This window comes from Variovorax glacialis, assembly GCF_051216375.1.
GTDB lineage: Bacteria > Pseudomonadota > Gammaproteobacteria > Burkholderiales > Burkholderiaceae_C > Variovorax.
Genome location: NZ_JBPJZT010000023.1, coordinates 24,484 through 50,102 on the forward strand (window position 1 = coordinate 24,484; position 25,619 = coordinate 50,102).

Here is a 25,619-nt window from a genome sequence, read left to right on the forward strand (position 1 = left end):
AAAGAAAAGGCGACCCCGCTGTGCGTGTCCCTTCGCTTCGCTACGGGCAACCTGCGGTGCTCGCTTCAGGCGGGGTCCGCGCAAACTCGCTGCGCTCAAACACGCGCGGCCCTTTTTCCGCCTGAAGCTGCGCTCCTCGGCACGCACAGAGGGGACCCCAAAACGGATACCGAAAACCACAAGTACGCGCCATGTCGCGTACCCCGCGAAAAGCGAGCACCGCAGGTTGCCCGTAGCGAAGCGGAGGGACGCCCACAGCAGGGTCGCCTTTTCTTTGCTTACTTTCTTTTGGCGAAGCAAAAGAAAGTGAGTCGCCCGCCGGGGCGAGACCCGGCCCCCACCCTCAAAAAAGAAGGGAGCTCCAAATGCTCACCGTAAAAAACATCCACCAGTACTACGGCGGCTCCCACATCCTCCGAGACGTCAGCTTCGAAGCCCGCCTGGGCAAGGTCACCGTCCTGTTGGGCCGCAACGGCGTCGGCAAGACCACCTTGCTCAAGTCCCTCATGGGCCTGGTCCCCATCAAGAGCGGCACCATCGAGTTCGACGGCGCCTCGATCCAGAAGAAGACGCCCTACGAAAGAGCCCGCTCCGGCATGGGCTTCGTCCCGCAAGGCCGCGAGATCTTCGCGCGCCTCACGGTCGAGGAAAACCTGCGCATGGGCCTCGCCTACAAGTCCGGCAGCACCCCGATCCCGCCCGAGCTCTACGAGTTGTTCCCGGTGCTCAAGCAGATGCTCAACCGCCGCGGAGGCGACCTGTCCGGCGGCCAGCAGCAGCAACTGGCCATCGCACGCGCGTTGGCGCCCAAGCCCAAGCTGCTGATCCTGGACGAGCCGACCGAAGGCATCCAGCCCAGCATCATCAAGGACATCGGCCGAGTGATCCGAATGCTGGCCGATCGCGGGGACATGGCGATCGTGCTTTGCGAGCAGTACTACGACTTCGCGCAGGAGCTCGCGGACGACTATCTGGTGATGGAGCGCGGCGAAGTGATCGCGCGCGGCCTCGGCAAGGACATGGAAGCCCAGGGCGTGCGCCAGCTCGTGGCGATCTAGCTCGCCCCCAGGCTTGCCCACTTCGTGTGGCCGCCTACCCCCTGCCGGGGGCAATACCAGCGGCCCGGCAGAGCCGGTTCCGCGGTATTCCTGGTCGAATCAGCGTGATGGGGGGTCTGTTGCGGTCATCCGCTCGCGCGCCAGTGTGGCGAAGGCCTGCAACTCCGCCGGGTTCAGGTCCGACACGGCCCAGGCCTGCATGCCGCCGCCGGTCCAGTGCACGATGTTGTAGCCGCGCCTGGTCAGCGCTCGCGGCGCCAACGCCTTCTCCGTCGTTGCCGGCCACACGAACAGGTTGATGACGTGCTGGCCCGCCTGGTAGACCAGCGCGGCCACCGGCCGGCCGTCGATGTAGTCGAGCCGCGCGCCGACCAGCGGCAGGCCCTCCGCGGCGAGGTCGACCACGGGGGGCGAGAAATCCAGCTTGCCGGCGAACCAGGGCTTGACCGTGTGCCTGTCGGTTGACAGCACGTCGGTGAGGTGAGATCCCATCAACGAGCGGACGTGGCTGTCGGTCACGGACTCGCTCAGGAGATCCTGCGCGGGCAGCACCAGCAGGGTCAGCGCGAGACCCCAGGCCGTGGCTGCGCCGGCGCCGAACAGCGCGATCGCCTGCAGCCAGCGCCATGGCGGGGCGCGCCTCGGCGGGCGAACTGGTTCGCGCACGTCGGCGTTGCGCAGGTCGGCGAGGATGCGCTCGGCCAGCGCGGGCGGCGGCGCGTGCCGCGTGGCTTCGCGCCGGATCAGGAGACCGAGTTCGTCGTCGTCAGGTGCCTGCATCACGCTTTCCTTCCGCCTGCCCGCGCGGCGCCTCCGCACGCAGCGCGGCACGCAGCAGTGCGCGGGCGCGCGAGAGGCGCGACATGACCGTCCCGATGGGAACGCCGGCAATGCGCGCGATGTCCTCGTACGACATGTCTTCGAGTTCACGCAAGACGATCACCTCCCGAAAAGCCGGTGCCAGCGCGTCGATCGCCGCGTCGATGCGCTGGCCGCGGGCACGTTGTTCCCATAGCGCGGCAGGGTCGCCGCCGTCCGGAGGGGTCGATCCGATGCCGGGCTCGACGGTGCCGCTGTCGCGCAATTCGTCGAATTCCACCTGGTCCGCCAGGTGGCGGTGCTGGCGCATCCAGTCGTAGCAGGCGTTGCGCACGATGCCCAGCAGCCAGGGGCGGGCGTCCTCGCCGCGCAGGTCGTCGAAGAAGCGAAACGCGCGCAGACAGGCTTCCTGCACGGCGTCCTCGGCCTGCTGGTCGTCGCGCAGCAGCCAGCGCGCGAGGTTGTACGCGGCGGGCAGGTGCGGCAAGGCGACGGCCTCGAATCGACGGGTGCGGTCGGTCAACGGATTCCCTTCCCTGCATGACGGGCGGCCGGCCTCGTTTATTCCGTGAATCGATTTTTTTCGTTCGATCGGGAATACGCGGACCGCACGTCGCGTCATGCGTGATGGCGATTCTGTTCCTTCTCCATCCATCCGGGAGTCTGCCCATGAAGCTGCATTCGATTCTTGCGCCCGCTCTGGCGGCGCTTTGCCTCGCCTCGCCGGCCTGGGCCGCCGGTCCCAAAGCCTATGTCGGGAATTTCAAGGACAACACGGTCAGCGTGATCGACACGGCCGCCGCGCGCGTGGTCGCCACGGTGCCGGTGGCCGCGGGGCCGGACGGCATCGCCGTCTCGCGCGACGATGCCCAGGTCTTCGTCAGCGGGGCGAGCGCATCGAGCCTCAGCGTGATCGACACGGCGACCGACAAGGTCACGGCCACCGTCGAGGTCGGCAAGGGGCCGCAGGGCCTGGCGATCACGCCCGACGGCCGCTGGCTGCTGGTGGCCGTGAACGGCGACGACCGCGTGGCCATCGTCGACACGGCCACCCGCACGGTGCAGGCGACGGTACCGGTGCCGAAGCCGCACACCATCGCGATCCGGCCGGACGGCAGGCAGGCCTACGTTTCCTCGCAGGCGCCGGGCAACTTCGCCCTGGTGGTGATCGACCTTCCGAGCCGGGCGGTGGCCGCCAGCGTGCCGGTCGAGAAGACGCCGCGCGACCTCGAATTCGGCCCCGATGGCAAGGCGCTCTACGTGACGCTGGCCGGCGTGAGCGCGGTGCAGGTGTTCGACCCCGCGTCGAACCAGCTGGTTGGCCAAATTCCCACCGGTGTCTCGCCCCACGTCGCGCATCACTTCACCGGCACGAACGCGGGCGTGGTCGTGGTGCAGGGGCCGGGAGAACTCATGATGTTCGACCCGGCGACGCGTGCCGCATCCGGCAGCGTCGCGGTGGGCAAGCAGCCGCACTGGGTGGACGTCCTGCCGGACCACAAGAAGGTGCTGGTGACGAACGAAGGCTCGAACGACGTCACCGTGGTCGACCTGGCGGGCGGGCCGGCCGTGACGATTCCGGTGGGCAACGCGCCGCGCAAGGTGGCCGTCCAGCATCGTCCGGGGACGGGCGCCGAGGCGAAGGTGTCGATCGACAACTTCGCCTTCGCGCCGGTCGACCTCGCGATCGCCGCCGGCCAGAGCGTGACCTGGACCAACAACGACGGCGCGCCGCACGGCATCGCCTTCGCGGATGGCGCACCGGGCATGGACCTGATGCTGCCGGGCCAGTCGTTCAGGCGCACTTTTTCAAAGCCGGGCGTGTACGACTACGTCTGCGCGGTGCATTCCTACATGACTGCCAAGGTCACGGTCGGCGCCGTGCATTGAGCTTTCGCTGCAGGGCGCGGCGGCAAGCGCTACGCTCGGAGGTTTCCATCGCCCGAGAGATTCCATGCCGCAGCGCCCGACTCTTCGCCGTCCAACTCCGACCGGGAGCGCAGCGTGCAGCAACTGATGCTGCTCATGGTCAGCCACGCGATCCTCGTGGTGTTCCTCGTGACCTTCGCGGCACGCGTCGGCTTGCCAGTGCCGGCATCCCCGGTGCTGGTGGTCGCCGGTGGCCTGGCCGCCATCGCGGATCCTGCGCTGCTGCTCTCGCTGGTGGCCGCGGCCGTGCTGGCGAACGTGCTGGGCGACGCCGTCTGGTTCTACGCCGGACGTACCTATGGCTACCGGTTCATGCGGCTGCTGTGCAAGATCTCGATCTCGCCCGATTCCTGCGTGCGGAGCAGCGAGACGCTGATCGGCCGCTGGGGCGGCCTGTCGCTCGTGGCGGCCAAGTTCGTGCCGGGGGTGTCGGTGGTGGCGCCGCCGATGGCGGGTGCGCTCGGCATGTCGTCGCTGCGCTTCCTGGCCTTCGAGGTGGCGGGCGCCTTGTTGTGGGTGATCGTGTTCCTGGGGCTGGGCTGGCTGTTCCGCGACGAGATCCAGGCCGTGCTGGAAGTCATCGCGGACGCAGGCACGCTGGCGACCGTGGTGCTGGTGCTGGTGCTGGCCGTGATGCTGATCGTGCGCTACCTGCGGCGGAGGGCTTTCTTGCGGCTCACAGGCATGCCGCGCGTCACGGTCGGCGAGCTTCGCACGCTGATGGGTGGCAAGCCGCCGCCCATCGTCATCGACGTGCGCGGCGACGCGGGCGTGCAGGTCGACCCGCGACGTATTCCCGGCGCATTGCCGGTGACGCTCAAGGAGATCCAGCAGCGGCGAGGCGAACTGCCCTTCGACGGCGCGGACCGCGAGATCGTCCTGTACTGCAGTTGCCCCAATGAAGTCTCGGCCGCGCTGGCTGCGCAAGCGCTCGCGGCAAGGGGCCTGACCCGCGCGCGGCCGCTGCTGGGCGGGCTCGAAGCGTGGGTCGAGGCGGGGCACCCGACCACGCAGCATTGAGCGTTCAGCGAAGCCCGGCCGGCGCTTCGTCCGCCTCGGAGCCGAGCGGCGGGGCCACTTCTTCCAGCGGCTTGCGCTCGGCATTCACCGCATAGCGCAACGCAAGCAAGCCCGCCACGATGACCAGCGCCGCGCCGATCGCATAGCCGGCGGCGACCGCGCCACGGCTGCCGGTCTCGATCAATGCGCCGAACAGCACCGGGGCCACGAAGCCGCCCGCGCCGGTGCCCACCGCATAGAAGATCGAGATCGCGATCGCGCGCATCTCGAGCGGAAACACCTCGCTGACGGTGAGGTAGGCCGAACTCGCCGCCGCCGACGCGAGGAAGAACACGGCCGACCAGCACAGCGCCTGGCTGCGCGCATCGAGCCAGCCCTCCATGAAGGCCCATCCGGTCAATGCGAGGCCCACGCCCGACAGCACATAGGTCAGCGCGATCATCCGGCGCCGGCCGACACGGTCGAAGAGCGGACCCAGCAACAGCGGCCCCAGCACGTTGCCGAGCGCGAACGGAAAGATGTAGAGCGCGACCCTGCCTTCGGGCACGCCGTGGAAACGCGTCAGCACCAGCGCGTAGGTGAAGAAGATCGCGTTGTAGAAGAAGGCCTGCGAGATCATGAGCGCGAGCGCGACCATGCTGCGCTGCGGGTAGCGACGGAAAAGCACCTGCGCCACCTCGCGCCAGCCGGGGCTGGCGCGGCCGCCGAAGCCGACACGGCCGACGGCAACCGGCAGCGTGCCGTGCTGCGCGCTCACCTTCGCTTCGATGCGCTGCACGATGCGCTCCGCCTCGTCCGCGCGGCCGTGCGCGATCAACCAGCGGGGGCTTTCGGGCACATCGCGCCGCACGAGCAGGATCGCCACCGCCAGCATCGCCCCGAGGCCAAAGCCCGCGCGCCAGCCCCAGACCGGCCCCAGCACGCGGGGATCAAGCAGCCAGAGGCTCATTCCCGCGCCGAGGGCGGCGCCGATCCAGAAGCTGCCGTTGATGGCGAGGTTCACCCGGCCTCGCACCCGTGCGGGAATCAGTTCGTCGATGGCGGAGTTGATGGCCGCGTACTCCCCGCCGATGCCGAGCCCCGTCGCGAAGCGGCACAGCGCGAAGAAGGCGAAATTGGGCGAGAAGGCCGTGGCCAGCGTGGCCATCGCATAGACGGCCAGCGTGACGAGAAAGAGCTTCTTCCGCCCGAGCCGGTCCGCGAGGCGGCCGAAGACCAGGGCGCCGACGACCGCGCCGCCGATGTAGAGCGAACCCGACCAGCCGATCTGCGCCGCACTGAGCCCCAGCGTGTCGGGCCGTTCGAGCACGCCGCCGATGGAGCCGACCAGCGTCACCTCCAGCCCGTCGAGCACCCAAGCCACGCCGAGGGCGATCACCACGCGCCAGTGCCATCGCGACCACGGCAGGCGGTCGAGGCGGGCCGGAATGTCGGTGTGCGTGAAGCTCACTGGAGGGCCCGTTCAGGCGGTCTACATCGACCAGATCCGCGGCGCCTGCGCCGGCAGCCTCCACAACTCGGAGCGCCACGCCATCCACACCTGGCGCAGCAACTGCATGGCGGGCTCGACCAGCGGTGCCAGTGCACGCAGGACGACGATCTCGGCATGCGGGCTGGTCACGCCGGCGCTCTCCTGCAAGGCATGTCCGTCGACCAGCGAGCGCGCGATCTCGAGCGCGGCATCGCGGCGTGCGCGCGCGACCGGCGTGCCCGCGACGAAGAAGAGCGACGCGATGCAACGATGGCCGCCGAAACCGATGGGGCTTTGCAGGAGGCGTCGGTCCGCGGCATCGATCCGCCCGCGCTCCAGCCACACGCCAGGTGCCTCGATATGCTGCTGCAGCGTGCCGCTTTCGAAAGGTTTGCCGGCGTTGGGCAGGCCGAGCGCCGTCACGTCCCAGCCGATCAGCTCCGCGCCTTCGGCGACGCGCAGGGTCAGTCGGTTCTCCGCGCGGCAGCCGCTGAAGCAGATCGCTTCGAGCGGCAGCCATTCGAGGCGAGCGCCTGCTTCGACGGTCAGCTCGGTGCGTTGCAGCGCCAGTTCGCCGTCGGAGCGGTAGAAGCGGCTTGCGCCCGGGGTGGTGATCAGTCCGTGGCTGCCGCCCTTGGCATGCACGCGGATGTCCAGCGTGTCGCCACCGACCAGCCCGCCCGGCGGATGGACCAGTACGTTGTGGCACACCCCATCGCCTTCCGGGTAGAGGCTTTGCAGGATGCGAAGCGGGCCGTCGTGGCGAAAGCGCGCCACGCTGCGTTGTTGTTCAAGCTGGTAATCGAGGTCGAGTCGCGCGTGCCATGGCATGGCGCGAGTGTAGGCACTCGGACTACACTGCGCGTTTTTCAACCGAGGTTCGACATGAAGATCAGCGCGCGCAACGTTCTCCCCGGCAAGGTTGTCTCGATCGTCCGGGGCCCTGTCACCACGGAGGTGACGCTGGAGATCGCACCCGGCGTCCAGGTGGTGTCGACCATCACGAGCAGCTCCGCGCAATCGCTCAACCTGACCGAAGGCGGCAAGGCCTTCGCGGTCATCAAGGCTTCGAGCGTGATGGTCGGTACGGACTAGCGCAGCCGGTCTTTGACGGGGCGCTTCTATTCGCCCTTGAGCAGGCGGCGCAATTTGCCGCGCAGCGGGGTGTCTTCCTTCAAGGACGACACCCCGAGTTTTTGCGCCATGAGTTCCCGGCTGGTCCCATCGTGCAGGTTCACTTCCCGGACGACCTGCCCGTTCTGGTAGACGAAGGCGATGTCGGCCAGTTCGAGGACGTCGTCGATGTCGTGCGTGATCATGAGCACGGGGATGTTCCATTCGCGGCGCATCCGGGCGAGGTCTTCGCGCACGCTGCTGCGCAACATCGGATTGAGCGCTGCAAAGGGCTCGTCCAGCAGCAGCACTTGCGGACGGCAGGCGAGGGCGCGGGCGAGCGCCACGCGCTGTTGCTGGCCGCCGGAGAGGTTGCGCGGCCGGCTGTCGGCCATGGCGACGAGGTCGAAGCCGTCGAGCAGGGCATCGACCCGCTCGCTGTCCTCGCTGGACAGGCGCCGATGACGCCACGACGTCAGCCCGAACGCGACGTTCTCGCGGACCGAGAGATGCGGAAACAGTGCGTAGTTCTGGAACAGATAGCCGATGCGGCGCCCGGCCGCCGGCACGTCGATGCGCTGCGCGGAATCGAACAGCGTGCGGCCGTCGAGCTGAACGCGGCCCCGGTTGGGATGAAGAAGGCCCGCGATCGCCTGGAAAGTCAGCGACTTGCCTGAGCCGGACGGGCCGTAGAGTGCCGCGAAAGGCACATCGCTCGCAAATCGCGTCGCGAGGTCGAAGCGACGCGCACCGTCGATGACCGTCAGCTCGATGTCGACATCGATCACGGCTTGCCAAAGCCGAAGCGGGCCAGCGTCTGCTGTGCCGCGTCGGTGGAGAGGAAGGCGATGAAGTCGCGGGCCAGCGCCTTTTCCTTGCTTTCGGCGACGACGGCGATCGGATAGGTCACGGGCGTGTGGCCCGAAGGCGTGAGCACCACTTTCACCTTGTCGCCCACGATGGCCGCGTCCGTGCGGTACACGAAGCCGGCCTCGGCCTCGCCGCGGCTGACGTAGTCGAGCACCTGGCGCACGCTGTCGGCCTGGACGAACTTGGGTTCGAGCACGGTCCAGAGATTGGCGCTTTCGAGCACTTCCTTGGTGTATCGACCCACGGGCACCGTCGCCGTCTTGCCGACAGCGATCTTCTTGACCGCGGGTCCCGTCAGGTCCTGCAGGCTCTTCAGGCCCGGGCCGTCCTTGGCGGGCTCGACCAGCACGAGGCTGTTGGTGACGAAGTCCTTGCGCGTGGCCGTGTCGATGAGCTTCTGCTCCGCGGCGCGGTTCATCGTTTCCTGGTCGGCGCTGGCGAAGACATCGACCGGTGCGCCCTGGCTGATCTGCTGCAGCAGCACGCCGGATGCGGCGAAGTTGAAGCGCACCGTCGCGCCGGGCTTGCTCGCCTCGAACTTCGTGCCCAGTTCCTTGAACGCATCGGTCAGGCTCGCGGCGGCGGACACGGTGAGCTGCTGCGCCGCGGCGCCCAAGGGAAGAGCGAGTGCGAGGACGATGGCAGCGAGACGGGACATGCGCATGATGCGGCTCCTTGGAGATCAACGAAGAGAGAAGAACCGGTTCGACAGAACCAGCACGGTCATGGAAAGCAGCGAGGTCACGATCACCAGGACCAGCGCCAGGTCGTCGTTGCCGGCCTGGGCGGCGTCGTAGATCGCCATGGACAGGGTCTGGGTCTGCTTGGGAATCGAGCCCGCCACCATCAGGGAAGCACCGAATTCGCCCATCGCGCGCGCAAATGCCAGCAGGGTGCCGGCCAGGATGCCCGGCCACGCCAGTGGCAAGGTCACGCGGAGGAAGACCGAAAAGGGCGACTGGCGCAAGGTGCTGGCCGCCGCCTCCAGCGAGCGGTCGACACCCTGGAAGGCCGCACTCGCGGACTTCAGGACCAGCGGCAACGCGACCACGGCCGATGCCACGACCGCGCCGTGCCAGCTGAAGATGATGGTGTAGTCGAAGTGCTCGCGCAGCCAGCCGCCCAGCGGGCTGCGGCGCCCGGCGGCCACGAGGATGGCGTAGCCGATGACCGTCGGCGGCAGCACCAGCGGCAGCATGAACAGCGACTCCAGCACCGTCGAGCCGGGGAACTGCCTGCGAGCAAACAGCCAGCCCAGCATCACGCCGGTCACCAGCGCCAGCACGGTGGCGAAGGCGGCGACCTTGATCGACAGGACGAGGGGCGACCAGTCCATCGAGGAAAGAAGCGACATCGTCGTGTTCATTTGGGAATGACGCAATTGTTACACACGGTCTCGCACGGAGAGGGCCTCCTCCGACCCATGCCAGCGCGAATACAGCGGTCCGTCCATCGAGCCAAGACGCCCGTTCAGCCCATCCGGTCGTCGGATCGAACCTGCGGCAACTGATCGAGGCGGGATGCGAACCAGCCCACGCGCTCGGTGCTCCGCACGTCGAAGCGCGGCACGTAGGGCTTGATGTCCAGCACCGGCGTCTGGTCGATCATGTCGTTGCCGGTGAAATGAAGCATGCGGCCCTCGACGGATTCGAGCCGCACGATCGACAGGCCGATCCGGTTGGGCCGCGCGGGTGCCCGGGTGGCGAAGACGCCGTGCGATTCGGTGTCGAGGAAAGGGACCACTTCCAGCAGTTCCTTCCCGCAGCGGTGCATGTGGGTCAGCAGGATCAGGTAGTCGAAACCCTCGATGTCCCGGAGGCCGGCCGCGAACTCGGCGAAGACCTCGACCCGACCGGGCTCGTCGGGGGCGCCCGCCGTCTGGATCGGCATGCCGACGGTGTCGGTGAAGCGGCTGTGCACCACGCCGATGGGGCGGCAGGCGATGGTCATTGGGCCAGCAGGCGCGTCAGCGCCGTGATGTCCGCCGCAGCGGTGACCCGGGCGGTGCTCTCGATCGCCCGGTAGTGCATGACGATCTGCTCGCCCACCTGCGTGAGCGCGGTGCCGCCGCCGTGCGAGCCGCCGGCGGCCGTGCTCACCGCGGGCGAACTCAGCGCCTTGTTCATCTCGTCGACGAGCATCCAGGCCCGCCGGTACGACATCCCGAGTTGGCGGCCGGCCGCGGAGATCGAGCCGGTCTCCGCGATGGCTTCGAGCAGCGCGATCTTGCCGGGGCCGATGGCAATGCTCTCGTCGCGGTAGATGCGAAGGCGGAACTGCACTTTGGATTTCATGCCGGGCAAGTGTTCAGGTGTTCAACGCAGGGAGGTTAAACGATCCCGCCGGGAATCCCGCGTGCGAGCGCCTCAGGTCTTCCACGCCCCCACGTGTGCCGCGCCGGCCTCGTCGATCAGCGCGGGGCCGATGCATTCGATCGGATGCGGCGATGCGCGGAACACGTCGCGACACGACAGCTCGGCGTCCCGCTGGTCGCCGCGCTCGCCGCGGAAGACGCGCAGCCGCTCGGCATCGATGCCGAACACCACGCGGCCGATGTTCGACCAGAAGATGGCGCCCGCGCACATCACGCAGGGCTCGCCCGATGAATAGAGGGTCGCGCCCGCCAGCGCCTCGCGCGACACCTTGCGGTCGGCCAGCATGCGCACCGCGTTGGTCTCGGCGTGGCCGGTGACGTCGCCGGTTTCCGCCGTGTTGCAGTAGGCCTCCGCCAGGACCTCGCCGGTGGCCGAGACGATCACGGCGCCGAAGGGACGGTTGCCGCGGCGTCGCCCGGCATGCGACCAGACGATCGCCTTGCGGAGATAGCGGCCGTCGCGCTCGTCGAGTCGGGTTTCCGGGGGAAAGGTGTCTTGGGGAAGTGCGCTCATGCCTTGATGCTACGTTCGCTGCGCGCGGGCAGCAGCGAGCTGTTGAAAATCGCGTCCGCCGACGGCTTCGTCTTCAGGCCGAAGACTTCGGCCACCTCGTCGACCTGCTGTTCGAGCGTGAGCTTGCGGATGTCGCCCAGTCCGTGCGCCTTCGTGTCGGCGGCACCCACGTACTGCGCGGTGATGGCCCAGCGGTCGAGTTCGACCTTGGGGTCCAGGATGGGTTCGCGTTGCCGCATCGCGGCAATGCTGGGCGCCGGATTGGCAAAGGTCTCGACGATGGCGCGATTGGTCGCGCGCAGGAAGGCGGCCACGGCCTTGGGGTTCTGCGCGATCAGGTTGCTGCTCGCGAGGATCGCGTTGCCATAGAGGTTGACGCCCGCGTCCGCGTACTTGAGTACCGAGAGTTCGTCCGCCTTCATGCGCGCGAAGAGCGACACCGCCGAGTCGTGGAAGTAGGTGGCGGCATCGACGTCGCCGCGCACCATCACGTTGTCGCGCGCGCTGAAGTCGGTGGTCTGCCACTGGAGGGCGTCGGGCTTCATGCCCTGCTTGCGCGCCACCATGGGCCAGGCGCGGCGCGTCGACTCCACAGCGGCAGCGGCAACCTTCTTGCCCTGCAGGCTCCTGAAGTCGCCGGTGACGCCGCGGTCCTTGCGGCCGATGATCACGAAAGGCGCGCGGTTGTAGTACTGGTAGACCGCCTGCACCACCGGGGTGCCCGGGTTCTGCGCGTTGAATTCGACCAGCGAGCTGATGTCGCCCAGGCCGAGTTGGTAGACGCCGCTGGCGATGCGCGTGATCGAGGCCACGGAGCCTGCGCCGGTGTCGATCGTGACATCCAGCCCCTCATCCTTGTAGTAGCCCTTGCTCTCGGCAAGGAAGAAGGGCGCGGTCTGTCCGTTGACGCGGAAGTCGAGCGTGAACTTGAGCGGGATGAGCTTGCTACCCTGCGCGAAGACGCTGGGGGCGGCGAGGGCGGCGGCGCAGGCGGCGCCAGCAGCGAGGAAGGTACGGCGTTGCATGGAAAGTGATCTCCGGAATGTCGTGGGTCTTGAAGCCCGCCACCAAGGCCGGGCACTTCAAGAGCAATTTCCGGGCGGCGCACTGATGCGGTGCGTGCGCTGCTGAACGCTTCTACTCTTGCCATCGTTCATGCACGACGCATGCCAAGGTGAATTGCTCGGAGATGCGCGGACGCTGCTTGCCTCGCGCGTCGGCATGGCGGGACAATCCAGGCGCGCAACTTGCATCCCCACTTGCGCAGAGTAGAAGCGTTCAGTCGGCGTCCGTCGACGGGAAATTGCTCTTTCATGGTCGTCCCCACGCACAACCGAAGGAGTCTTTTTCATGCTCGTCACGCAACAGCCCATCTTCCGCAAGTTCTGGCATGCCGTCATGCCCCTGGCCGATCTGCAGCAGGGCCCCAAGCCTTTCACGCTGCTCGGCGAGAACATCGTTCTGTTCCTCGATGCCGACGGCCAGCCTGCCGCGTTGCGCGATCGCTGCTGCCATCGCACCGCCCGGCTCTCGAAGGGCTGGTGCGTCGACGGCGAGGGCAAGGCCTGTGGTCAGGGCGCAATCCAGTGCGGCTACCACGGCTGGACCTACGACCGCAGCGGCCAGGTGATCCGCATCCCGCAGTACGAGCCTGACCGCAAGATCTCGCCCGACTACAAGACCACCGCCTATCACTGCACCGCACGCTACGGCTATGCGTGGGTGGCGCTCGACGAACCCATCGTCGATATCCCGGAGATCCCCGAGTTCGCCGATCCGGCCTATCGCACCATCCACCAGTTCTACGAGGAGTGGCAGACCAGCCCGATGCGCGCGCTGGAGAACTCCTTCGACAACTCGCACTTCAGCTTCGTGCACCGCGCGACCTTCGGCGTCGCGGCAAGCCCCAAGCCCAGCAAGTACGAACTGGTCGAGAACGAGACCGGCTTCTACGCCGAAACCGTGATCGAAGCGGTCAACCCGGTGAAGTTCCATGCAATCAGCGGCGTGACCGACCCGATCACCACGCGCCACATGCGCAACGCCTACTTCCTGCCGTTCTCGCGCCGGCTCGACATCGAATACCCCTCGGGCATCCGCCACATCATCATCAACTGCTTCACGCCCATCGACGACGGCCGCATGCAGTTGTGCCAATGGCTGTTCCGCAACGACACCGAGGCCGACTGCGCGGCGCAGATGCTGATCGACTTCGACGAGGAGATCACGCGCGAGGACAAGGACATCCTCGAATCCACCGACCCGGATGCGCTGGTCGACACGCGCCGGCGCGGCGTCGAGTATTCGATGGAGTCCGACCGGCCGGGCATGCTGATTCGCAAGCATCTGATGCAATTGCTCGCGAAGCATGGTGAGGCTGAAGTGCATCATTGAGATCGCCCCCAGCCTCGCCCACTTCGTGTGGCTCGGGCACCCCCTTCCGGGGGCAACCCCGGCGGACCGGCGGAGCCGGTTCCGCGGGGTTTCTGCTATCTGGCGGGGCTACCATCCGGGATGATCATCAGGAGACTTCCATGAGCATTTCCGTACGGCGCGACGGCATCACCGGCACGCGACACACCGTCAAGGTCCGCGCACACGAGATCCCGGTCGATGCCTCGCCGGAGGCGGGCGGCAAGGACGCGGGACCGTCGCCGCACGATCTCTACGATTCGTCGCTGGGTGCGTGCAAGGCGCTGACCGTGCTGGTCTATGCGCAGCGCAAGGGCATTCCGGTCGAGGAGATCGAAGTCGTCGTGAATCGCGACGACAGCGAGGAGCGCAAGGGCACCTACCGCCTCAATACCTCATTGCGCGTGACGGGGCCGCTCAGCGACGAGCAGCGCGCCGAGTTGCTGCGGGTGGCGGGCAAGTGCCCGCTGCACCGCTTGATGACGGAAGTGAAGACGGAGATCGAGACCGTGCTGGTCTGAGTCGCCGACGTAACGCTCAGCCGACCACCACTTCGCTGATCTGGATCACCGGCTGGAGGTCGGTGTAGTTCGGGATATCGCCCAGGATCTCCTTCGCGTGCGGCCCGAAGCCGGCCTGGAAGGATTCCACCGAGTCGCAGTAGATGTGGCACATGCCGACGTAGGTCGCCGGTGAGCCGGGCTCTCCGCCGGCAAGTCCCTTGTCGACCGTGTAGGACTTGCACGCGTCGCCCATCCTGGCTTTCAGCAGCGGCATGTGCTTGTCGCGGTAGTACACGTGATCGAAGCGCGCTCCGGGCGTGTTGGGGTACATCACACTGACCTTGATCATGTCTTGTCTCCTTGGCGGGATCGCGAGCATAGGAGAACCCGCCGCGGGAGACAAGGGCGCGCGACCGGCTGTTACTCGTTCTGCGAACCGCGGTGGGCCCAGCCGGTCGTGTGCTTCTCGACGGCGCTGAAGAGTTCGTACATGCCCATCGCCATCGCGCCCACCACCATCAGGCCTGCGAAGGCCAGGCCCATCTGCATCGAGGAACCGGCCGAGATGAGCAGGTAGCCGATGCCCTCGTTGGAGGCCGTCATCTCCGACACCGTGGTGCCGACGAAGGCGAGCGTGATCGCCACCTTGAGCGAGCCGTAGAAGTAGGGCATCGAGCGCGGCAGGCCGATCTTGATCAGCACGTCCCATCGCTTGGCGCCGAGCACGCGCAGCACGTCTTCCAGTTCAGGCTCCAACGTCGCGAGGCCGGTCGCGATGTTGACCATGATCGGGAAGAAGCTGATGAGGAATGCCGTCAGGATCGCCGGCCCGATGCCGATGCCGAACCACACCACCAGGATCGGCACGAAGGCCGCCTTGGGCAGCGCGTTGAAAGCCGTCATCAGCGGGTAGACCGCCGCATACGCGAGCCGCGAACTGCCGATCACGAAGCCCAGCAGCACGCCGACCACGATCGCGATGCCGAAGCCCGCCATCGTCACCCAGAAAGTACGCCAGGCATGACCTGCGATGATTTCCTTGAACTCCCAGAACTGCGTCCAGATGCGCCACGGGCTCGGAAAGATGAACTCCGACACACCGAAGGCCGAGCAGATGATCTGCCAGAAGACGATGACCGCCACCAGCAGCAGCCACGGCGACCAGCGTTCGAATTGCTTGTTGTTCTTCATGGGGGCTTACTGCGGGATCACGGCGGGCGCTTGCGCCGCGCTCGCGTTGCTGCGGATGGCGCCGATGTGGCTGCGCAGTTCGAGCACGATGTCGGTGAATTCCTTGGTGTAGGTCAGTTCCAGCTCGCGCGGACGCGGCAGCTCGATCTCGCGCTTCACGACGAAGCGGCCGGGGCTCCTGCTCATCACGTAGACCGTGTCCGCCAGGAACACCGACTCGCGCAGGTCGTGCGTGACCAGGATCACGTTGAACCGCTGCTCGGTCCAGAGGTCGCGCAGGATGCACCACAGCTCCTCGCGGGTGAACGCGTCGAGCGCGCCGAAGGGCTCGTCGAGCAGCAGCATCTTCGGCTCGTGGATGAGGGCCCGGCAGATGCTCGCGCGCTGCTGCATGCCGCCGGAGAGCTGCCACGGGAACTTGTCCTCGTAGCCGCCGAGCCCGACCTTCTGCAGCAGCCGGCGCGCGCGCTCGACGTATTCCTTGCGCTTCGCCTTGAAGGTGGAGCGGTACGGCTCGACGATCTCCAGGGGCAGCAGCACGTTGTCGACCGTCGTGCGCCAGGGCAGCAGCGACGGCGCCTGGAAGGCCATCCCCGAGATCTTCAGCGGCCCCGTGACGGGCTGGCCGTCGATCCGGATCTTGCCCATCGACGGCATCTTGAGACCCGTCGTGAGCTTCATGAAGGTCGACTTGCCGCAGCCCGAAGGCCCGACGATGGCGATGAATTCGCCTTGCTTCACCTTCAGGTCGATGGCCTCGACCGCGAAGTGATTGGCGCGAAGCAGTTCCTCGTTGTAGGCGAGCCAGACGTCCTGGAAATCGACGAAGGGGGCTGTCTGCGTTTCCCCCATCACTTGCGGAGGATGTTCAGTTCGGCCGAGGTGGGCAACAGCGAACCGTTCCACACCGCCTCGGGGTTCACGCGGGTCTTGGTCGCGAAGGCGTCCGACACCTGCGAGGCCATCAGCGACAGCCGCCCGGCGTTGACCTGGCCGAAGCCCTCGGCACGCGCATCGGGCGTGTTGACCACCGTGTCGATCGCGAGCTTGAGGCGGCGGGTTTCCAGTTCGCTGTTCACGATGCCGTCGCGCGCCTTGATCGATTCGATGGCGACCGCCGGGCTGGCGATCACTTCCTTCGCGCCCTTGGTGAAGGCCTGGAGGAAGGCCTTCACCGCCGCCGGGTTCTCCTTGATCAGCTTGGGCGAGGCGATGATCGCGTTGCCGTAGAGCTTCACCCCGTAGTCCGGGTAGGGCAGGATGACCACATCCGCCGTCTTGGCGCCGCGCGCCTCGAGGTTGAGCAGCGAAGTGAAGGTGAAGCCGGTGATGGCGTCGATGTCGCCGCGCATCAGCATGGTTTCGCGCAGGGTCGGGTCCATCGCGGTCCAGTTGACCGCGCCGACGTTGTTGGCCTTCGCGAAGATCGGGAACGAGCGCCGGCCCGCATCGAACACCGGCGCGCCCAGCTTCTTGCCCGTGAGGTCGGTCGGCTTGGTGATGCCGCTCTTCTTGAGCGCCATTACCGATGCCGGCGTGTTGTTGTAGACCATCATCACCGCGACCGGCTTGTTCGGACTGTCGGGGTTGTTGGCGTGGAATTCCATCAGCGCCGCCAGGTCGGCAAAGCCCATGTCGTAGGCGCCCGATGCGACGCGCGTGACCGCCCCGCCGGAGCCGTTGCCGGCGTCGACCGTGACGTCGAGGCCGCTGGCCTTGAAGTAGCCCTTGGCGGCCGGATGCGTGAAGAAAGCGCCGGGCCCCTCGAAGCGCCAGTCGAGCTGGAACTTGATCGGCGTCGTCTGGGCGTGGGCGGTGCCCAGGCCGAAGCTGAGAGCCGATACGGCGAGGAAAGTCTGGATCAGGTGACGCTTGTTCATGCAGGGTTCCGTGAAGATGAATGCACGGGATTCAAGCAAAAACGGTGCCGGCACGCGATTGGTGCGAACCCTTCCGGTCGAGCCAATGCGGTGCATCGTGACGCACAAACCGACGCCCTTCGCAGGAGGAGCGGTGACGTGAAGACGCCCCGCCGCGTGCACCGCGGCGGGGCGTCGTTCGTGGTGCGAGGCTAGCGAGCCGAGGTCGCGTTGGCCACGGCCAGCGCAGTCATGTTGACGACGCGGCGCACGGTCGCCGAGGGGGTGAGGATGTGCGCCGAGCCCTTGGCTCCCATCAGGATCGGGCCCACCGTCACGCCGTTGCCGCCGGTCATCTTCAAGACGTTGAAGAGGATGTTGGCCGCGTCGAGGTTCGGGCAGATCAGCAGGTTGGCCTCACCGGTCAGTTGGGTGTCGGGCAGGGCCTTGCGCCGTACTTCCTCGGACAGGGCCGCGTCGCCGTGCATCTCGCCGTCGCACTCGATGTCGGGTGCCATCTTGGCGAACAGGTCGCGCGCGAGACGCATCTTCTTCGCCGAGCCCCGCTCCGACGAGCCGAAGTTGGAATGCGACAGGAAGGCGACCTTCGGCGGCAGGCCGAAGCGCCGCACTTCGTCGGCGGCCATCATCGCGATGTTGGCCAGCGTCTCGGCGCTCGGATCTTCGTGTACGTTGGTGTCCGCGATGAAGAGCGTGTACTTCTCGAGCGTCAGCGCGTTGAGCGTCGCGAAGCCCGGCGCGCCGCGCTTGAGGCCCAGCACGTTGTCGAGGATCTTGAGGTGGCTGTCGAAGCGCCCGACCAGGCCGCACAGCATCGCGTCGGCATCGCCCAGTTCCACCATCAACGCGGCGATGGTCGTGTTGGAGCGGCGGACCATCGCCTTGGAGGCCTCGGGCGAAATCCCCCGGCGTCCCATGAGCTTGTGGTACGTCTCCCAGTAGGTCCGAAAGCGCGGATCGTCCTCGGGGTCCACGCACTCGACATCGGTGCCCAGGCGGATGTGCAGCCCGGCCTTCTTGATGCGTGCCTCGATCACGTCCGGGCGACCGACGAGGATCGGCTTGGCAAGCCCTTCGTCGACGGCCAACTGGGCGGCGCGCAGCACGCGATCGTCCTCGCCCTCCGCGTACGCCACGCGCTTGGCGGTCGCCAGCTTGGCCGCGGTGAACACCGGGCGCATGAACATGCCGGTCTGGTAGACGAAGCGCGTCAGGTGCTGGCGATAGCTTTCGAGGTCCTCGATGGGTCGCGACGCCACGCCCGAGGCCTGCGCCGCCTTGGCGACCGCCGGCGCGATGCGCAGGATCAGCCGCGAATCGAAGGGCTTGGGGATGATGTAGTCGGGCCCGAAGGAAAGCTCCTGCCCTGCGTAGGCGGTCGCAACTTCCTCGCTGATGTCGGCCTTGGTGAGCTCGGCGATCTCGCGCACGCAGGCCAGCTTCATCTCTTCCGTGATCTTGCTCGCGCCGCAGTCGAGCGCGCCGCGGAAGATGTACGGGAAGCACAGCACGTTGTTGACCTGGTTCGGATAGTCCGAGCGGCCGGTCGCGATGATGCAGTCGGGCCGCACGGCCTTGGCGAGTTCCGGGCGAATCTCCGGCTCCGGGTTCGCGAGCGCCAGGATGATCGGCTGGCTCGCCATGCTCTTGACCATGTCCTGCGTGACCACACCGGGCGCGGAGCAGCCGAGGAAGACGTCGGCGTCCTTCATGACGTCGGCGAGCGTGCGGGCGCCGGTGTCCTTCTGCGCGTAGCGCGTCTTCGAGTCGTCGAAGCCACCTGCGCGGCCGATGTAGATGAGACCCTTGGAGTCGACCGCGTAGATGTTCGACTGCTTGGCGCCGAGCCCGACCATCACGTCGAGGCAGGCGATGGCGGCGGCGCCCGCGCCGGAGACGGCGATCTTCACGTCCTCGATCTTCTTGCCGACGAGTTCGAGCCCGTTGATGAGCGCGGCCGCCGAGATGATGGCCGTGCCGTGCTGGTCGTCATGGAAGACGGGAATGTTCATGCGCTCGCGCAGCTTCCTCTCGATGTAGAAGCACTCGGGCGCCTTGATGTCCTCGAGGTTGATGCCGCCCAGCGTGGGTTCGAGCGCCGCGATGATCTCGACGAGCTTGTCGGGGTCGTTCTCGGCGAGTTCGATGTCGAACACGTCGATGCCCGCGAACTTCTTGAACAGGCAGCCCTTGCCTTCCATCACCGGCTTGCTCGCCAGCGGGCCGATGTTGCCCAGACCCAGCACCGCGGTGCCATTGGTGACCACGCCGACGAGGTTGCCGCGCGAGGTGTACTCGGCCGCCATCGAGGGGTCGGCCTCGATGTCGAGGCAAGGGTAGGCGACGCCGGGCGAGTAGGCCAGCGACAGGTCGCGCTGGTTGAGCAGGGGCTTGGTCGGCGAGATTGAGATCTTGCCCTTCACCGGCGAGCGGTGGTATTCACGCGCTGCGTCGCGCAGGGCCTCTTCTGCGGGGGAAAGGGTATTTGCCATCAGTGTCTCCTTGCTTCTTGGCTCAGGAGAGAGGCTAACCCAAAGTTCCACGTGGCATCCGCTTTTCTCGGACGCTTCATACGTGGAACGTGGGGGCCGGGTTTGTTCTCTACCGGGCGCAGGCGACGAAGATCAGGCACCACCCGGCGCGACCGGATGCTGCGCCATCGCCTCCAGCGCACGCACGAGCGCCGAATGGTCCTCCTGGCCGTATCCCAGGGCCGCGCACGCATTCATCAGTTGCGCCGCGCTCGCAGTCTGCGGAAGCGCCACGCCGAGCGCCCTGGCGCCCTGCAACGCCAGGTTGAGGTCCTTCTGGTGCAGCGCGATGCGGAAGCCCGGCGCGAAGGTGCGCTTGATCATGCGTTCGCCATGCACTTCGAGGATGCGCGACGATGCAAAGCCGCCCATCAATGCCTGCCGCACCTTGGCCGGATCGGCACCCGCCTTCGAGGCGAACACGAGGGCCTCGCCGACCGCCGCGATGTTGAGCGCCACGATGATCTGGTTGGCGACCTTGCAGACCTGCCCGTCGCCCGCGCCCCCGACCAGCGTGATGTTCTTCCCCATCTTCTCGAGCAGCGGCCGGACCCGGCCGAAGGTTCCTTCGTCGCCGCCGCACATGATCGTCAGGCTCGCCGCCTTGGCGCCCACTTCGCCGCCCGAGACCGGCGCGTCGACGTAGCCGCAGCCGAGGTCGGCGATCCGCTTCGCGAAGGCCTTGGTCGCGATCGGGTCGATCGAACTGCAGTCGACCACTGTCTTGCCCTTGGTCAGGCCTGCCCCGACGCCGCCTTCGCCGAAGAGCACCTTCTCCACGTCCGGCGTGTCCGGCACCATGATGAAGATGATGTCGGCCTGCTTCGCCACCTCGGTGGCCGAAGCGCAGACCATCGCCCTGGATGCGAAAGGCTCGGGCGCCTTGCCATGCGTGTTGACGAAGAGATGGTGCCCTGCGTCGAGCAGGTGGCCCGCCATCGGTGCGCCCATGATGCCGAGGCCGATGAAGCCGATCTTTTGTGCGGTGTGTGACATGAGTAGCTAGCGTTCCTTGTTTCGCGTTCTGTTATTGGGTGAGCGTGGTGCGCCACTGCAGGCCGTCGAGGGTCGTGGCGCGGGGCTTGTACTCGCAGCCGATCCAGCCGGCATAGCCCAGTGAATCGATGTGCCTGAAGAGCCACGGGTAGTTGATCTCGCCCGTGCCGGGTTCGCCGCGGCCCGGGTTGTCCGCGAGCTGGATGTGGCCGATGCGCGTGATGTTCTTCGTCAGCGTGTTGCCGAGTTCACCTTCCATGCGTTGCGCGTGGTAGATGTCGTACTGCACCAGCAGGTTGGGCGAACCGACTTCATCGATCAGCGAGAGCGCCTGGTCCGTGCGCGTGAGATAGAAGCCGGGGATATCGAATGTGTTGATCGGCTCGATCAGCAAGCGAATGCCTGCCGCCTGCAACTCCTTCGCTGCAAAGCGCAGGTTGTCGACCACGACCTTGCGCGCATCGCCGCCGGTGATGCCGTCCGGCAGCTTGCCGAGCAGGCAGTTGACCTGCGGGCAGCCCAGCGCCGTCGCGTAGTCGATCGCGCGGGCCACGCCTTCGCGGAACTCGCCCACGCGGTCCGGATGGCAGCCGATGCCGCGTTCACCGCCGTCCCAGTTGCCGGCCGGCAGGTTGTGCAGCACCTGTTCGAGTCCGTTGGCCCGCAGGGCGGCGGCCAGTTCCTTCTTGTCGTAGGCATACGGGAACAGGTACTCGACCGCCTTGAAGCCCGCCTTGGCGGCGGCTTCGAATCGCTGCATGAACGGCAGCTCGTTGAACAGCATCGTCAGATTCGCTGCGAATTTGGGCATGTTGTTTGTCTCCTCAAGAAATCCAGAAACACCGCGGACCCGGCTCCGCCGGTCCGCAGGTGTTGCCCCCTTGCAAGGGGGTAGGCGAAGCGACACGAAGTGCGCGCAGCCTGTGGGTGTGCTCAGTTCAGTCGAGCATCGAGGCCGCTATGGCGGTCGGAGCATCTTCGGGGCTCTCCGCGAGCGCCTCGAATTCGTTGATGGCGTCGATCTCGGTACCCATCGCGATGTTGGTCACGCGTTCGAGCATCACCTCGATCACCACCGGCACACCGAACTCGGCCATGAGCTGCTCGGCGCGCTGGATCGCCGGCGTCATCTCCTCCTGCTTGCGCACCCGGATCGCCTTGCAGCCGAGCCCTTCGACCACCTTGACGTGATCCACGCCATAGCTGCGCTCGACACCGCTGTCTTCGGCGGCATTGATGTTGTCGAAGCCGAGCTGCACGCAGTAGTCCATCTCGAAGCCGCGCTGCGCCTGGCGGATCAGCCCGAGGTAGGAGTTGTTGACCACGATGTGGATGTAGGGCAGCTTGAACTGCGCGCCCACCGCGAGTTCCTCGATCATGAACTGGAAGTCGTAGTCACCCGAGAGCGCGACGATCTTGCGGCCGGGGTCGGCCGCGCGCACGCCGAGTGCGGCCGGGATGGTCCAGCCCAGCGGACCGGCCTGGCCGCAGTTGATCCAGTGGCGCGGGTTGTAGACGTGCAGGAACTGCGCCGCCGCGATCTGCGAGAGCCCGATGGTGCTCACGTAGCAGGTGTCATGGCTGAAGTTGTTGTTCATGCACTGGTACACGCGCTGCGGCTTCATCGGAACGTCGCTGAAGTTCGTCTTGCGCAGCATGGTCTTCTTGCGATCGCGGCACTCGCCCGCCCAGTCGCGGCGGTCGGGCAGCTGGCCCTTGGCCTTCATCTCCTCGGCGACCTGCACGAAGAGTTCGAGCGCGGCCTTGGCGTCGGAAACGATGCCCAGGTCGGGCGTGAAAACGCGGCCGATCTGCGTCGGCTCGATGTCCACGTGCACGAAGGTGCGGCCCTTGGTGTAGACGTCGACCGAGCCGGTGTGGCGGTTGGCCCAGCGGTTGCCGATGCCGAGCACGAAGTCGCTCGCGAGCATCGTCGCATTGCCGTAGCGGTGGCTGGTCTGCAGGCCGCACATGCCGGCCATGAGCGGGTGATCGTCGGGAATCGCGCCCCAGGCCATCAGCGTGGGGATCACCGGCACGCCCGTGGCTTCCGCGAAGCGCACGAGCAGGTCGCTGGCATCGGCGTTGATGATGCCGCCGCCGGCCACGATCAACGGGCGCTCCGCCGCGTTGAGCATGGTGAGGGCCTTCTCGATCTGCGCGTGCGTCGCGGCAGGCCGATAGGGCGTGAGCGGGGTGTAGGTGTCGATGTCGAACTCGATTTGCGCCATCTGCACGTCGAAGGGCAGGTCGATGAGCACCGGGCCCGGGCGGCCCGAGCGCATCAGGTGGAAGGCCTGCTGGAACACCTGGGGCACCTGGCCCGGCTCGCGCACGGTGACGGACCACTTCGTGACCGGCTTGGAGATCGATTCGATGTCGACCGCCTGAAAGTCTTCCTTGTAGAGCCGCGCACGCGGCGCCTGGCCGGTGATGCACAGGATCGGGATCGAATCGGCCCAGGCCGAGTAGAGGCCGGTGATCATGTCGGTGCCCGCCGGCCCGGAGGTGCCGATGCACACGCCGATGTTGCCCGCGACAGCGCGCGTGTAGCCCTCGGCCATGTGCGAGGCGCCCTCGACGTGGCGCGCCAGGATGTGGGCGATGCTGCCTTGCTTGCGCAACGCGGAATAGAGCGGATTGATGGCGGCGCCCGGCACGCCGAAGGCCTGCGTCACGCCTTCTTTTTCCATCACGAGCACGGCGGCCTGGGCCGCGGTCATCTTTGCCATGTTGAGTCTCCTTGGGATGGCTCGACTGTAGGAATTAGCGGCAGCGGGCAGAAGACGGCGAACCGCCATAAAGCCTATTCCGTGGCGGAATAAGTGGCTAGGATGTCGCGATGGACAGACTGCAAGCGATGGAGATGTTCGTGCGCGTGGTGGAGACCGGCAGCTTCTCCAAGGCGGCGCGCGAATTCAACACCACCCAGCCGACCGTGACCAAGCAGGTCGCGGCGACCGAGGCGCGCCTGAAGGTGCGGCTGCTCAACCGCAACACGCGCGGTGTGAGCCTGACGGAATCGGGCGCGCTCTACTACGACAAGTGCAAGGCCATCGTCCGCGATGCGGAGGAGGCAGAGAGCATCGTCAAGCTGCGGCAGTCGCAGGCGCAGGGCCTGCTGCGCATCGGCACGTCCACCGCATTCGGCCGCCGTGTCATGGTGCCGCTGGCGCTCGAGTTCATGGCGCGCCATCCGCAGGTGCAGGTCGACCTCAGCTTCGAGGACCGCTACGTCGACCTCGTGGCGCAGGGGATCGACGTGGCGATCCGCATGGGGAAGCTTGCGGACTCTTCGCTGGGGGCACGCTTTCTCGGCATGAACCCCTGGATGATGGTGGCCGCGCCCGCCTACCTGAAGAGTCACGGCACGCCGAAGAAGGCGCAGGACCTGAGCGCGCACGTGGCGCTGATCTACAGCAGCGTCGTCGGCGACGATGTCTGGCATCTCCACACGCCTAAAGGGGAGCCGGTCACCGTACCGGTGTCGGGGCGGCTTCGCTCGAACAACGTATCGGCGGTGCTCGCCGCGGCGCGTGCCGGCCTGGGGGTCGCGTTGATGCCGCGCTACGTGGCCAGCGATTCGCTCGCGTCAGGGCAGGTGGTGGAAGTCCTGGCCGACCACGGACTCGCGGAACAGGAGATCCATGCCGTGTTCCCCTCGCCCAAGCTGGTGCCCGGCAAGGTGTCGAGCTTCGTCGCCTTCCTGCAGGGACGCTTCGGCGAGAACTGGTGGAGCGCCCGCTCAGGGTAGGGGCGGCACGTTCTGCTCGCCCTCGCCCGACGAGGCGAACAGGTCCCAGGCCGCCATAAAGAGTGCGGCGATCACCGGTCCGATCACGAAGCCGTTGATGCCGAAGAGCGCGATGCCGCCGATGGTCGACATCAGCACGATGTAGTCCGGCATCTGCGTGTCCTTGCCCACCAGCAATGGGCGGAGGATGTTGTCGACCAGCCCGACCACGAAGACGCCGATGAAGATCAGCGTCAGCGCCTTGCCGATGGCGCCGACCGCCAGGAAGTAGATGGCCACCGGTCCCCAGATCAAGGCGGCGCCGACGGCGGGCAGGAGCGACAGGAAGGCCATCAGCACGCCCCAGAGCAGCGCGCCCTGCACGCCGAGGAAGGAAAAGGTGACGCCACCGATGATGCCCTGCGCCGCCGCGACGGCAATGTTCCCCTTGATGGTGGCGCGAATGACGGTCGTGAACTTGTTCAGGAGGTAGTGCGTGTGCGGCCTCGCGAGCGGCAGCGCTTCCCGGACGGTCTTCGACAGGTCGCCGCCATCACGCAACAGGAAGAAGAGCAGGTACAGCATGATGCCGAAGCTGATCAGGAACTCGAAGGTGTTCTGGCCGATGGACACGGCGTGCGTCGCGATCAGCTGGCTGCTCTTCAGGGCCGATTCGGAGACGCGGCCGACGAAGCCCTCGACGTTGCCGAGGCCAAATCGGTTCAACAGGTCGAGCGCCCATTTCGGCAAGGCATTCACGATCTGCTGGAAGTACTTGGTGAAGCTGATGTCGCCCGAGCGGACCAACTGCTGCACGACGGACACCTCCTCGACCAGCGACACGGTAATGGCCACGAGTGGAATGACCACGATGATCGTGGCGAGCAGCAGCGTCGTGAAGGCGGCGAGGTTGCGCCGGCCCTTCATCTTCTTGACCAGCCTGCGATAGATCGGCGTGAAGAGGATCGCGAGCGCGATGCTCCACATGACGGCGCCGGAGAAGGGGAGGAGGATCCAGCCGAAGGCGATGGTGACGAGCGCGAGCAGCAGGAGGAAGGTGCCGCGCTGTAGGGCCGGTGTGTTCATAAAAACATGTTAGCTCGCGCCCAGGCTCGCGCACTTCGTGTCGCTCTCCACCCCCTGCCGGGGGCGACACGGCCGACCGGCGGAGCCGGATCCGTGGTGTTTCCCGAATTCGGGTGCGC

Annotated in this window: 27 protein-coding genes; 7 read left to right on the forward strand and 20 right to left on the reverse strand. The window is 66.8% G+C overall.

All coding sequences use genetic code 11. The annotated features are described in order from the left end of the window. The first annotated feature begins 365 nt into the window (after window positions 1-365). The gene (urtE, locus tag ACSFBL_RS32135; RefSeq protein WP_435519870.1) at window positions 366-1,058 is read left to right on the forward strand and encodes an urea ABC transporter ATP-binding subunit UrtE; all 693 of its coding nucleotides are present in this window, start codon (window positions 366-368) and stop codon (window positions 1,056-1,058) included. Between the two features lie 99 nt (window positions 1,059-1,157). Here urtE and ACSFBL_RS32140 read toward each other — a convergent pair whose 3' ends face one another. Both ACSFBL_RS32140 and ACSFBL_RS32145 read right to left on the reverse strand, forming a co-directional pair. Beyond that, on the reverse strand, window positions 1,158-1,838 hold the full coding sequence (locus ACSFBL_RS32140; protein ID WP_435519871.1) for an anti-sigma factor family protein: 681 nt from the start codon (window positions 1,836-1,838) through the stop codon (window positions 1,158-1,160). After that, window positions 1,825-2,400: a sigma-70 family RNA polymerase sigma factor gene (locus ACSFBL_RS32145; RefSeq protein WP_435519872.1), complete on the reverse strand. Its 576-nt coding sequence runs from the start codon at window positions 2,398-2,400 to the stop codon at window positions 1,825-1,827. Before ACSFBL_RS32145 ends, ACSFBL_RS32140 begins: the two co-directional genes overlap by 14 nt. A gap of 146 nt (window positions 2,401-2,546) precedes the next feature. Here ACSFBL_RS32145 and ACSFBL_RS32150 point away from each other — a divergent pair, with 146 nt between their 5' ends. Then, window positions 2,547-3,767, forward strand: a complete 1,221-nt coding sequence (locus ACSFBL_RS32150; protein WP_435519873.1) for a YVTN family beta-propeller repeat protein — start codon at window positions 2,547-2,549, stop codon at window positions 3,765-3,767. Window positions 3,768-3,881: 114 nt separating this feature from the next. Next, entirely contained in the window at window positions 3,882-4,826 is a 945-nt protein-coding gene (locus ACSFBL_RS32155) for a VTT domain-containing protein (RefSeq protein WP_435519874.1), read from the forward strand. 4 nt (window positions 4,827-4,830) lie between these two features. Here the strand turns inward: ACSFBL_RS32155 and ACSFBL_RS32160 are convergent, their stop codons facing one another. Together ACSFBL_RS32160 and ACSFBL_RS32165 are read right to left on the reverse strand one after the other, a co-directional pair. After that, window positions 4,831-6,276 (reverse strand): MFS transporter, encoded by a 1,446-nt coding sequence (locus ACSFBL_RS32160; protein WP_435519875.1) that lies wholly within the window; start codon window positions 6,274-6,276, stop codon window positions 4,831-4,833. A 21-nt stretch (window positions 6,277-6,297) separates the two neighbouring features. Continuing rightward, on the reverse strand, window positions 6,298-7,128 hold the full coding sequence (locus tag ACSFBL_RS32165; protein WP_435519876.1) for an urease accessory protein UreD: 831 nt from the start codon (window positions 7,126-7,128) through the stop codon (window positions 6,298-6,300). 54 nt (window positions 7,129-7,182) lie between these two features. Between ACSFBL_RS32165 and ACSFBL_RS32170 the strand changes: the two genes are divergently transcribed. Beyond that, window positions 7,183-7,392: a TOBE domain-containing protein gene (locus ACSFBL_RS32170; RefSeq protein ID WP_435519877.1), complete on the forward strand. Its 210-nt coding sequence runs from the start codon at window positions 7,183-7,185 to the stop codon at window positions 7,390-7,392. Window positions 7,393-7,418: 26 nt separating this feature from the next. Here ACSFBL_RS32170 and ACSFBL_RS32175 read toward each other — a convergent pair whose 3' ends face one another. From ACSFBL_RS32175 to ACSFBL_RS32205, 7 genes are all read right to left on the reverse strand, one after another. Then, a complete protein-coding gene (locus tag ACSFBL_RS32175) occupies window positions 7,419-8,198 on the reverse strand; it encodes an ABC transporter ATP-binding protein (RefSeq protein WP_435519878.1) in 780 nt (259 codons plus the stop codon). Next, on the reverse strand, window positions 8,195-8,944 hold the full coding sequence (modA, locus tag ACSFBL_RS32180; RefSeq protein ID WP_435519879.1) for a molybdate ABC transporter substrate-binding protein: 750 nt from the start codon (window positions 8,942-8,944) through the stop codon (window positions 8,195-8,197). Before modA ends, ACSFBL_RS32175 begins: the two co-directional genes overlap by 4 nt. 18 nt (window positions 8,945-8,962) lie before the next feature. After that, the gene (modB, locus tag ACSFBL_RS32185; protein ID WP_435519880.1) at window positions 8,963-9,646 is read right to left on the reverse strand and encodes a molybdate ABC transporter permease subunit; all 684 of its coding nucleotides are present in this window, start codon (window positions 9,644-9,646) and stop codon (window positions 8,963-8,965) included. 104 nt (window positions 9,647-9,750) lie between these two features. Then, entirely contained in the window at window positions 9,751-10,230 is a 480-nt protein-coding gene (tsaA, locus tag ACSFBL_RS32190; protein WP_435519881.1) for a tRNA (N6-threonylcarbamoyladenosine(37)-N6)-methyltransferase TrmO, read from the reverse strand. Further along, window positions 10,227-10,574: a winged helix-turn-helix domain-containing protein gene (locus ACSFBL_RS32195; protein ID WP_435519882.1), complete on the reverse strand. Its 348-nt coding sequence runs from the start codon at window positions 10,572-10,574 to the stop codon at window positions 10,227-10,229. The genes tsaA and ACSFBL_RS32195 overlap by 4 nt, the downstream gene beginning before the upstream one ends. 72 nt (window positions 10,575-10,646) lie before the next feature. Then, a complete protein-coding gene (locus tag ACSFBL_RS32200) occupies window positions 10,647-11,168 on the reverse strand; it encodes a nucleoside deaminase (protein ID WP_435519883.1) in 522 nt (173 codons plus the stop codon). Then, window positions 11,165-12,193, reverse strand: a complete 1,029-nt coding sequence (locus ACSFBL_RS32205) for an ABC transporter substrate-binding protein (protein ID WP_435519884.1) — start codon at window positions 12,191-12,193, stop codon at window positions 11,165-11,167. Before ACSFBL_RS32205 ends, ACSFBL_RS32200 begins: the two co-directional genes overlap by 4 nt. 325 nt (window positions 12,194-12,518) lie before the next feature. Here ACSFBL_RS32205 and ACSFBL_RS32210 point away from each other — a divergent pair, with 325 nt between their 5' ends. Both ACSFBL_RS32210 and ACSFBL_RS32215 read left to right on the forward strand, forming a co-directional pair. Continuing rightward, window positions 12,519-13,562 carry an aromatic ring-hydroxylating dioxygenase subunit alpha gene (locus tag ACSFBL_RS32210; RefSeq protein WP_435519885.1) on the forward strand — a complete coding sequence of 348 codons (1,044 nt, stop codon included), beginning with the start codon at window positions 12,519-12,521 and terminating at the stop codon, window positions 13,560-13,562. A 140-nt stretch (window positions 13,563-13,702) separates the two neighbouring features. Next, window positions 13,703-14,101: an OsmC family protein gene (locus ACSFBL_RS32215; protein ID WP_435519886.1), complete on the forward strand. Its 399-nt coding sequence runs from the start codon at window positions 13,703-13,705 to the stop codon at window positions 14,099-14,101. 16 nt (window positions 14,102-14,117) lie between these two features. Here the strand turns inward: ACSFBL_RS32215 and ACSFBL_RS32220 are convergent, their stop codons facing one another. The 8 genes from ACSFBL_RS32220 to gcl all read right to left on the reverse strand — a co-directional run bounded on the left by ACSFBL_RS32220 (window position 14,118) and on the right by gcl (window position 23,413). Further along, complete coding sequence (locus ACSFBL_RS32220) at window positions 14,118-14,432, reverse strand: EthD family reductase (protein ID WP_435519887.1); 315 nt, start codon at window positions 14,430-14,432, stop codon at window positions 14,118-14,120. Window positions 14,433-14,503: 71 nt separating this feature from the next. Next, window positions 14,504-15,274 (reverse strand): ABC transporter permease, encoded by a 771-nt coding sequence (locus tag ACSFBL_RS32225; RefSeq protein WP_435519888.1) that lies wholly within the window; start codon window positions 15,272-15,274, stop codon window positions 14,504-14,506. A gap of 6 nt (window positions 15,275-15,280) precedes the next feature. Then, window positions 15,281-16,126: an ABC transporter ATP-binding protein gene (locus tag ACSFBL_RS32230; protein ID WP_435519889.1), complete on the reverse strand. Its 846-nt coding sequence runs from the start codon at window positions 16,124-16,126 to the stop codon at window positions 15,281-15,283. Beyond that, a complete protein-coding gene (locus tag ACSFBL_RS32235; protein ID WP_435519890.1) occupies window positions 16,126-17,154 on the reverse strand; it encodes an ABC transporter substrate-binding protein in 1,029 nt (342 codons plus the stop codon). The genes ACSFBL_RS32230 and ACSFBL_RS32235 overlap by 1 nt, the downstream gene beginning before the upstream one ends. Window positions 17,155-17,345: 191 nt before the next feature. Beyond that, complete coding sequence (locus ACSFBL_RS32240; protein ID WP_435519891.1) at window positions 17,346-19,646, reverse strand: NADP-dependent malic enzyme; 2,301 nt, start codon at window positions 19,644-19,646, stop codon at window positions 17,346-17,348. Window positions 19,647-19,778: 132 nt separating this feature from the next. Next, on the reverse strand, window positions 19,779-20,681 hold the full coding sequence (locus tag ACSFBL_RS32245) for a 2-hydroxy-3-oxopropionate reductase (protein WP_435519892.1): 903 nt from the start codon (window positions 20,679-20,681) through the stop codon (window positions 19,779-19,781). A gap of 31 nt (window positions 20,682-20,712) precedes the next feature. After that, window positions 20,713-21,492 (reverse strand): hydroxypyruvate isomerase, encoded by a 780-nt coding sequence (gene hyi, locus ACSFBL_RS32250; protein ID WP_435519893.1) that lies wholly within the window; start codon window positions 21,490-21,492, stop codon window positions 20,713-20,715. 127 nt (window positions 21,493-21,619) lie between these two features. Then, complete coding sequence (gene gcl, locus ACSFBL_RS32255; protein ID WP_435519894.1) at window positions 21,620-23,413, reverse strand: glyoxylate carboligase; 1,794 nt, start codon at window positions 23,411-23,413, stop codon at window positions 21,620-21,622. A 110-nt stretch (window positions 23,414-23,523) separates the two neighbouring features. On the opposite strand from gcl, the gene ACSFBL_RS32260 reads away from it, so the two are divergent. Continuing rightward, window positions 23,524-24,435: a LysR family transcriptional regulator gene (locus tag ACSFBL_RS32260; RefSeq protein ID WP_435519895.1), complete on the forward strand. Its 912-nt coding sequence runs from the start codon at window positions 23,524-23,526 to the stop codon at window positions 24,433-24,435. Here ACSFBL_RS32260 and ACSFBL_RS32265 read toward each other — a convergent pair. Continuing rightward, entirely contained in the window at window positions 24,427-25,500 is a 1,074-nt protein-coding gene (locus tag ACSFBL_RS32265; RefSeq protein ID WP_435519896.1) for an AI-2E family transporter, read from the reverse strand. The two genes, ACSFBL_RS32260 and ACSFBL_RS32265, sit on opposite strands and share 9 nt — an antisense overlap. Between the last annotated feature and the right edge of the window lie 119 nt (window positions 25,501-25,619).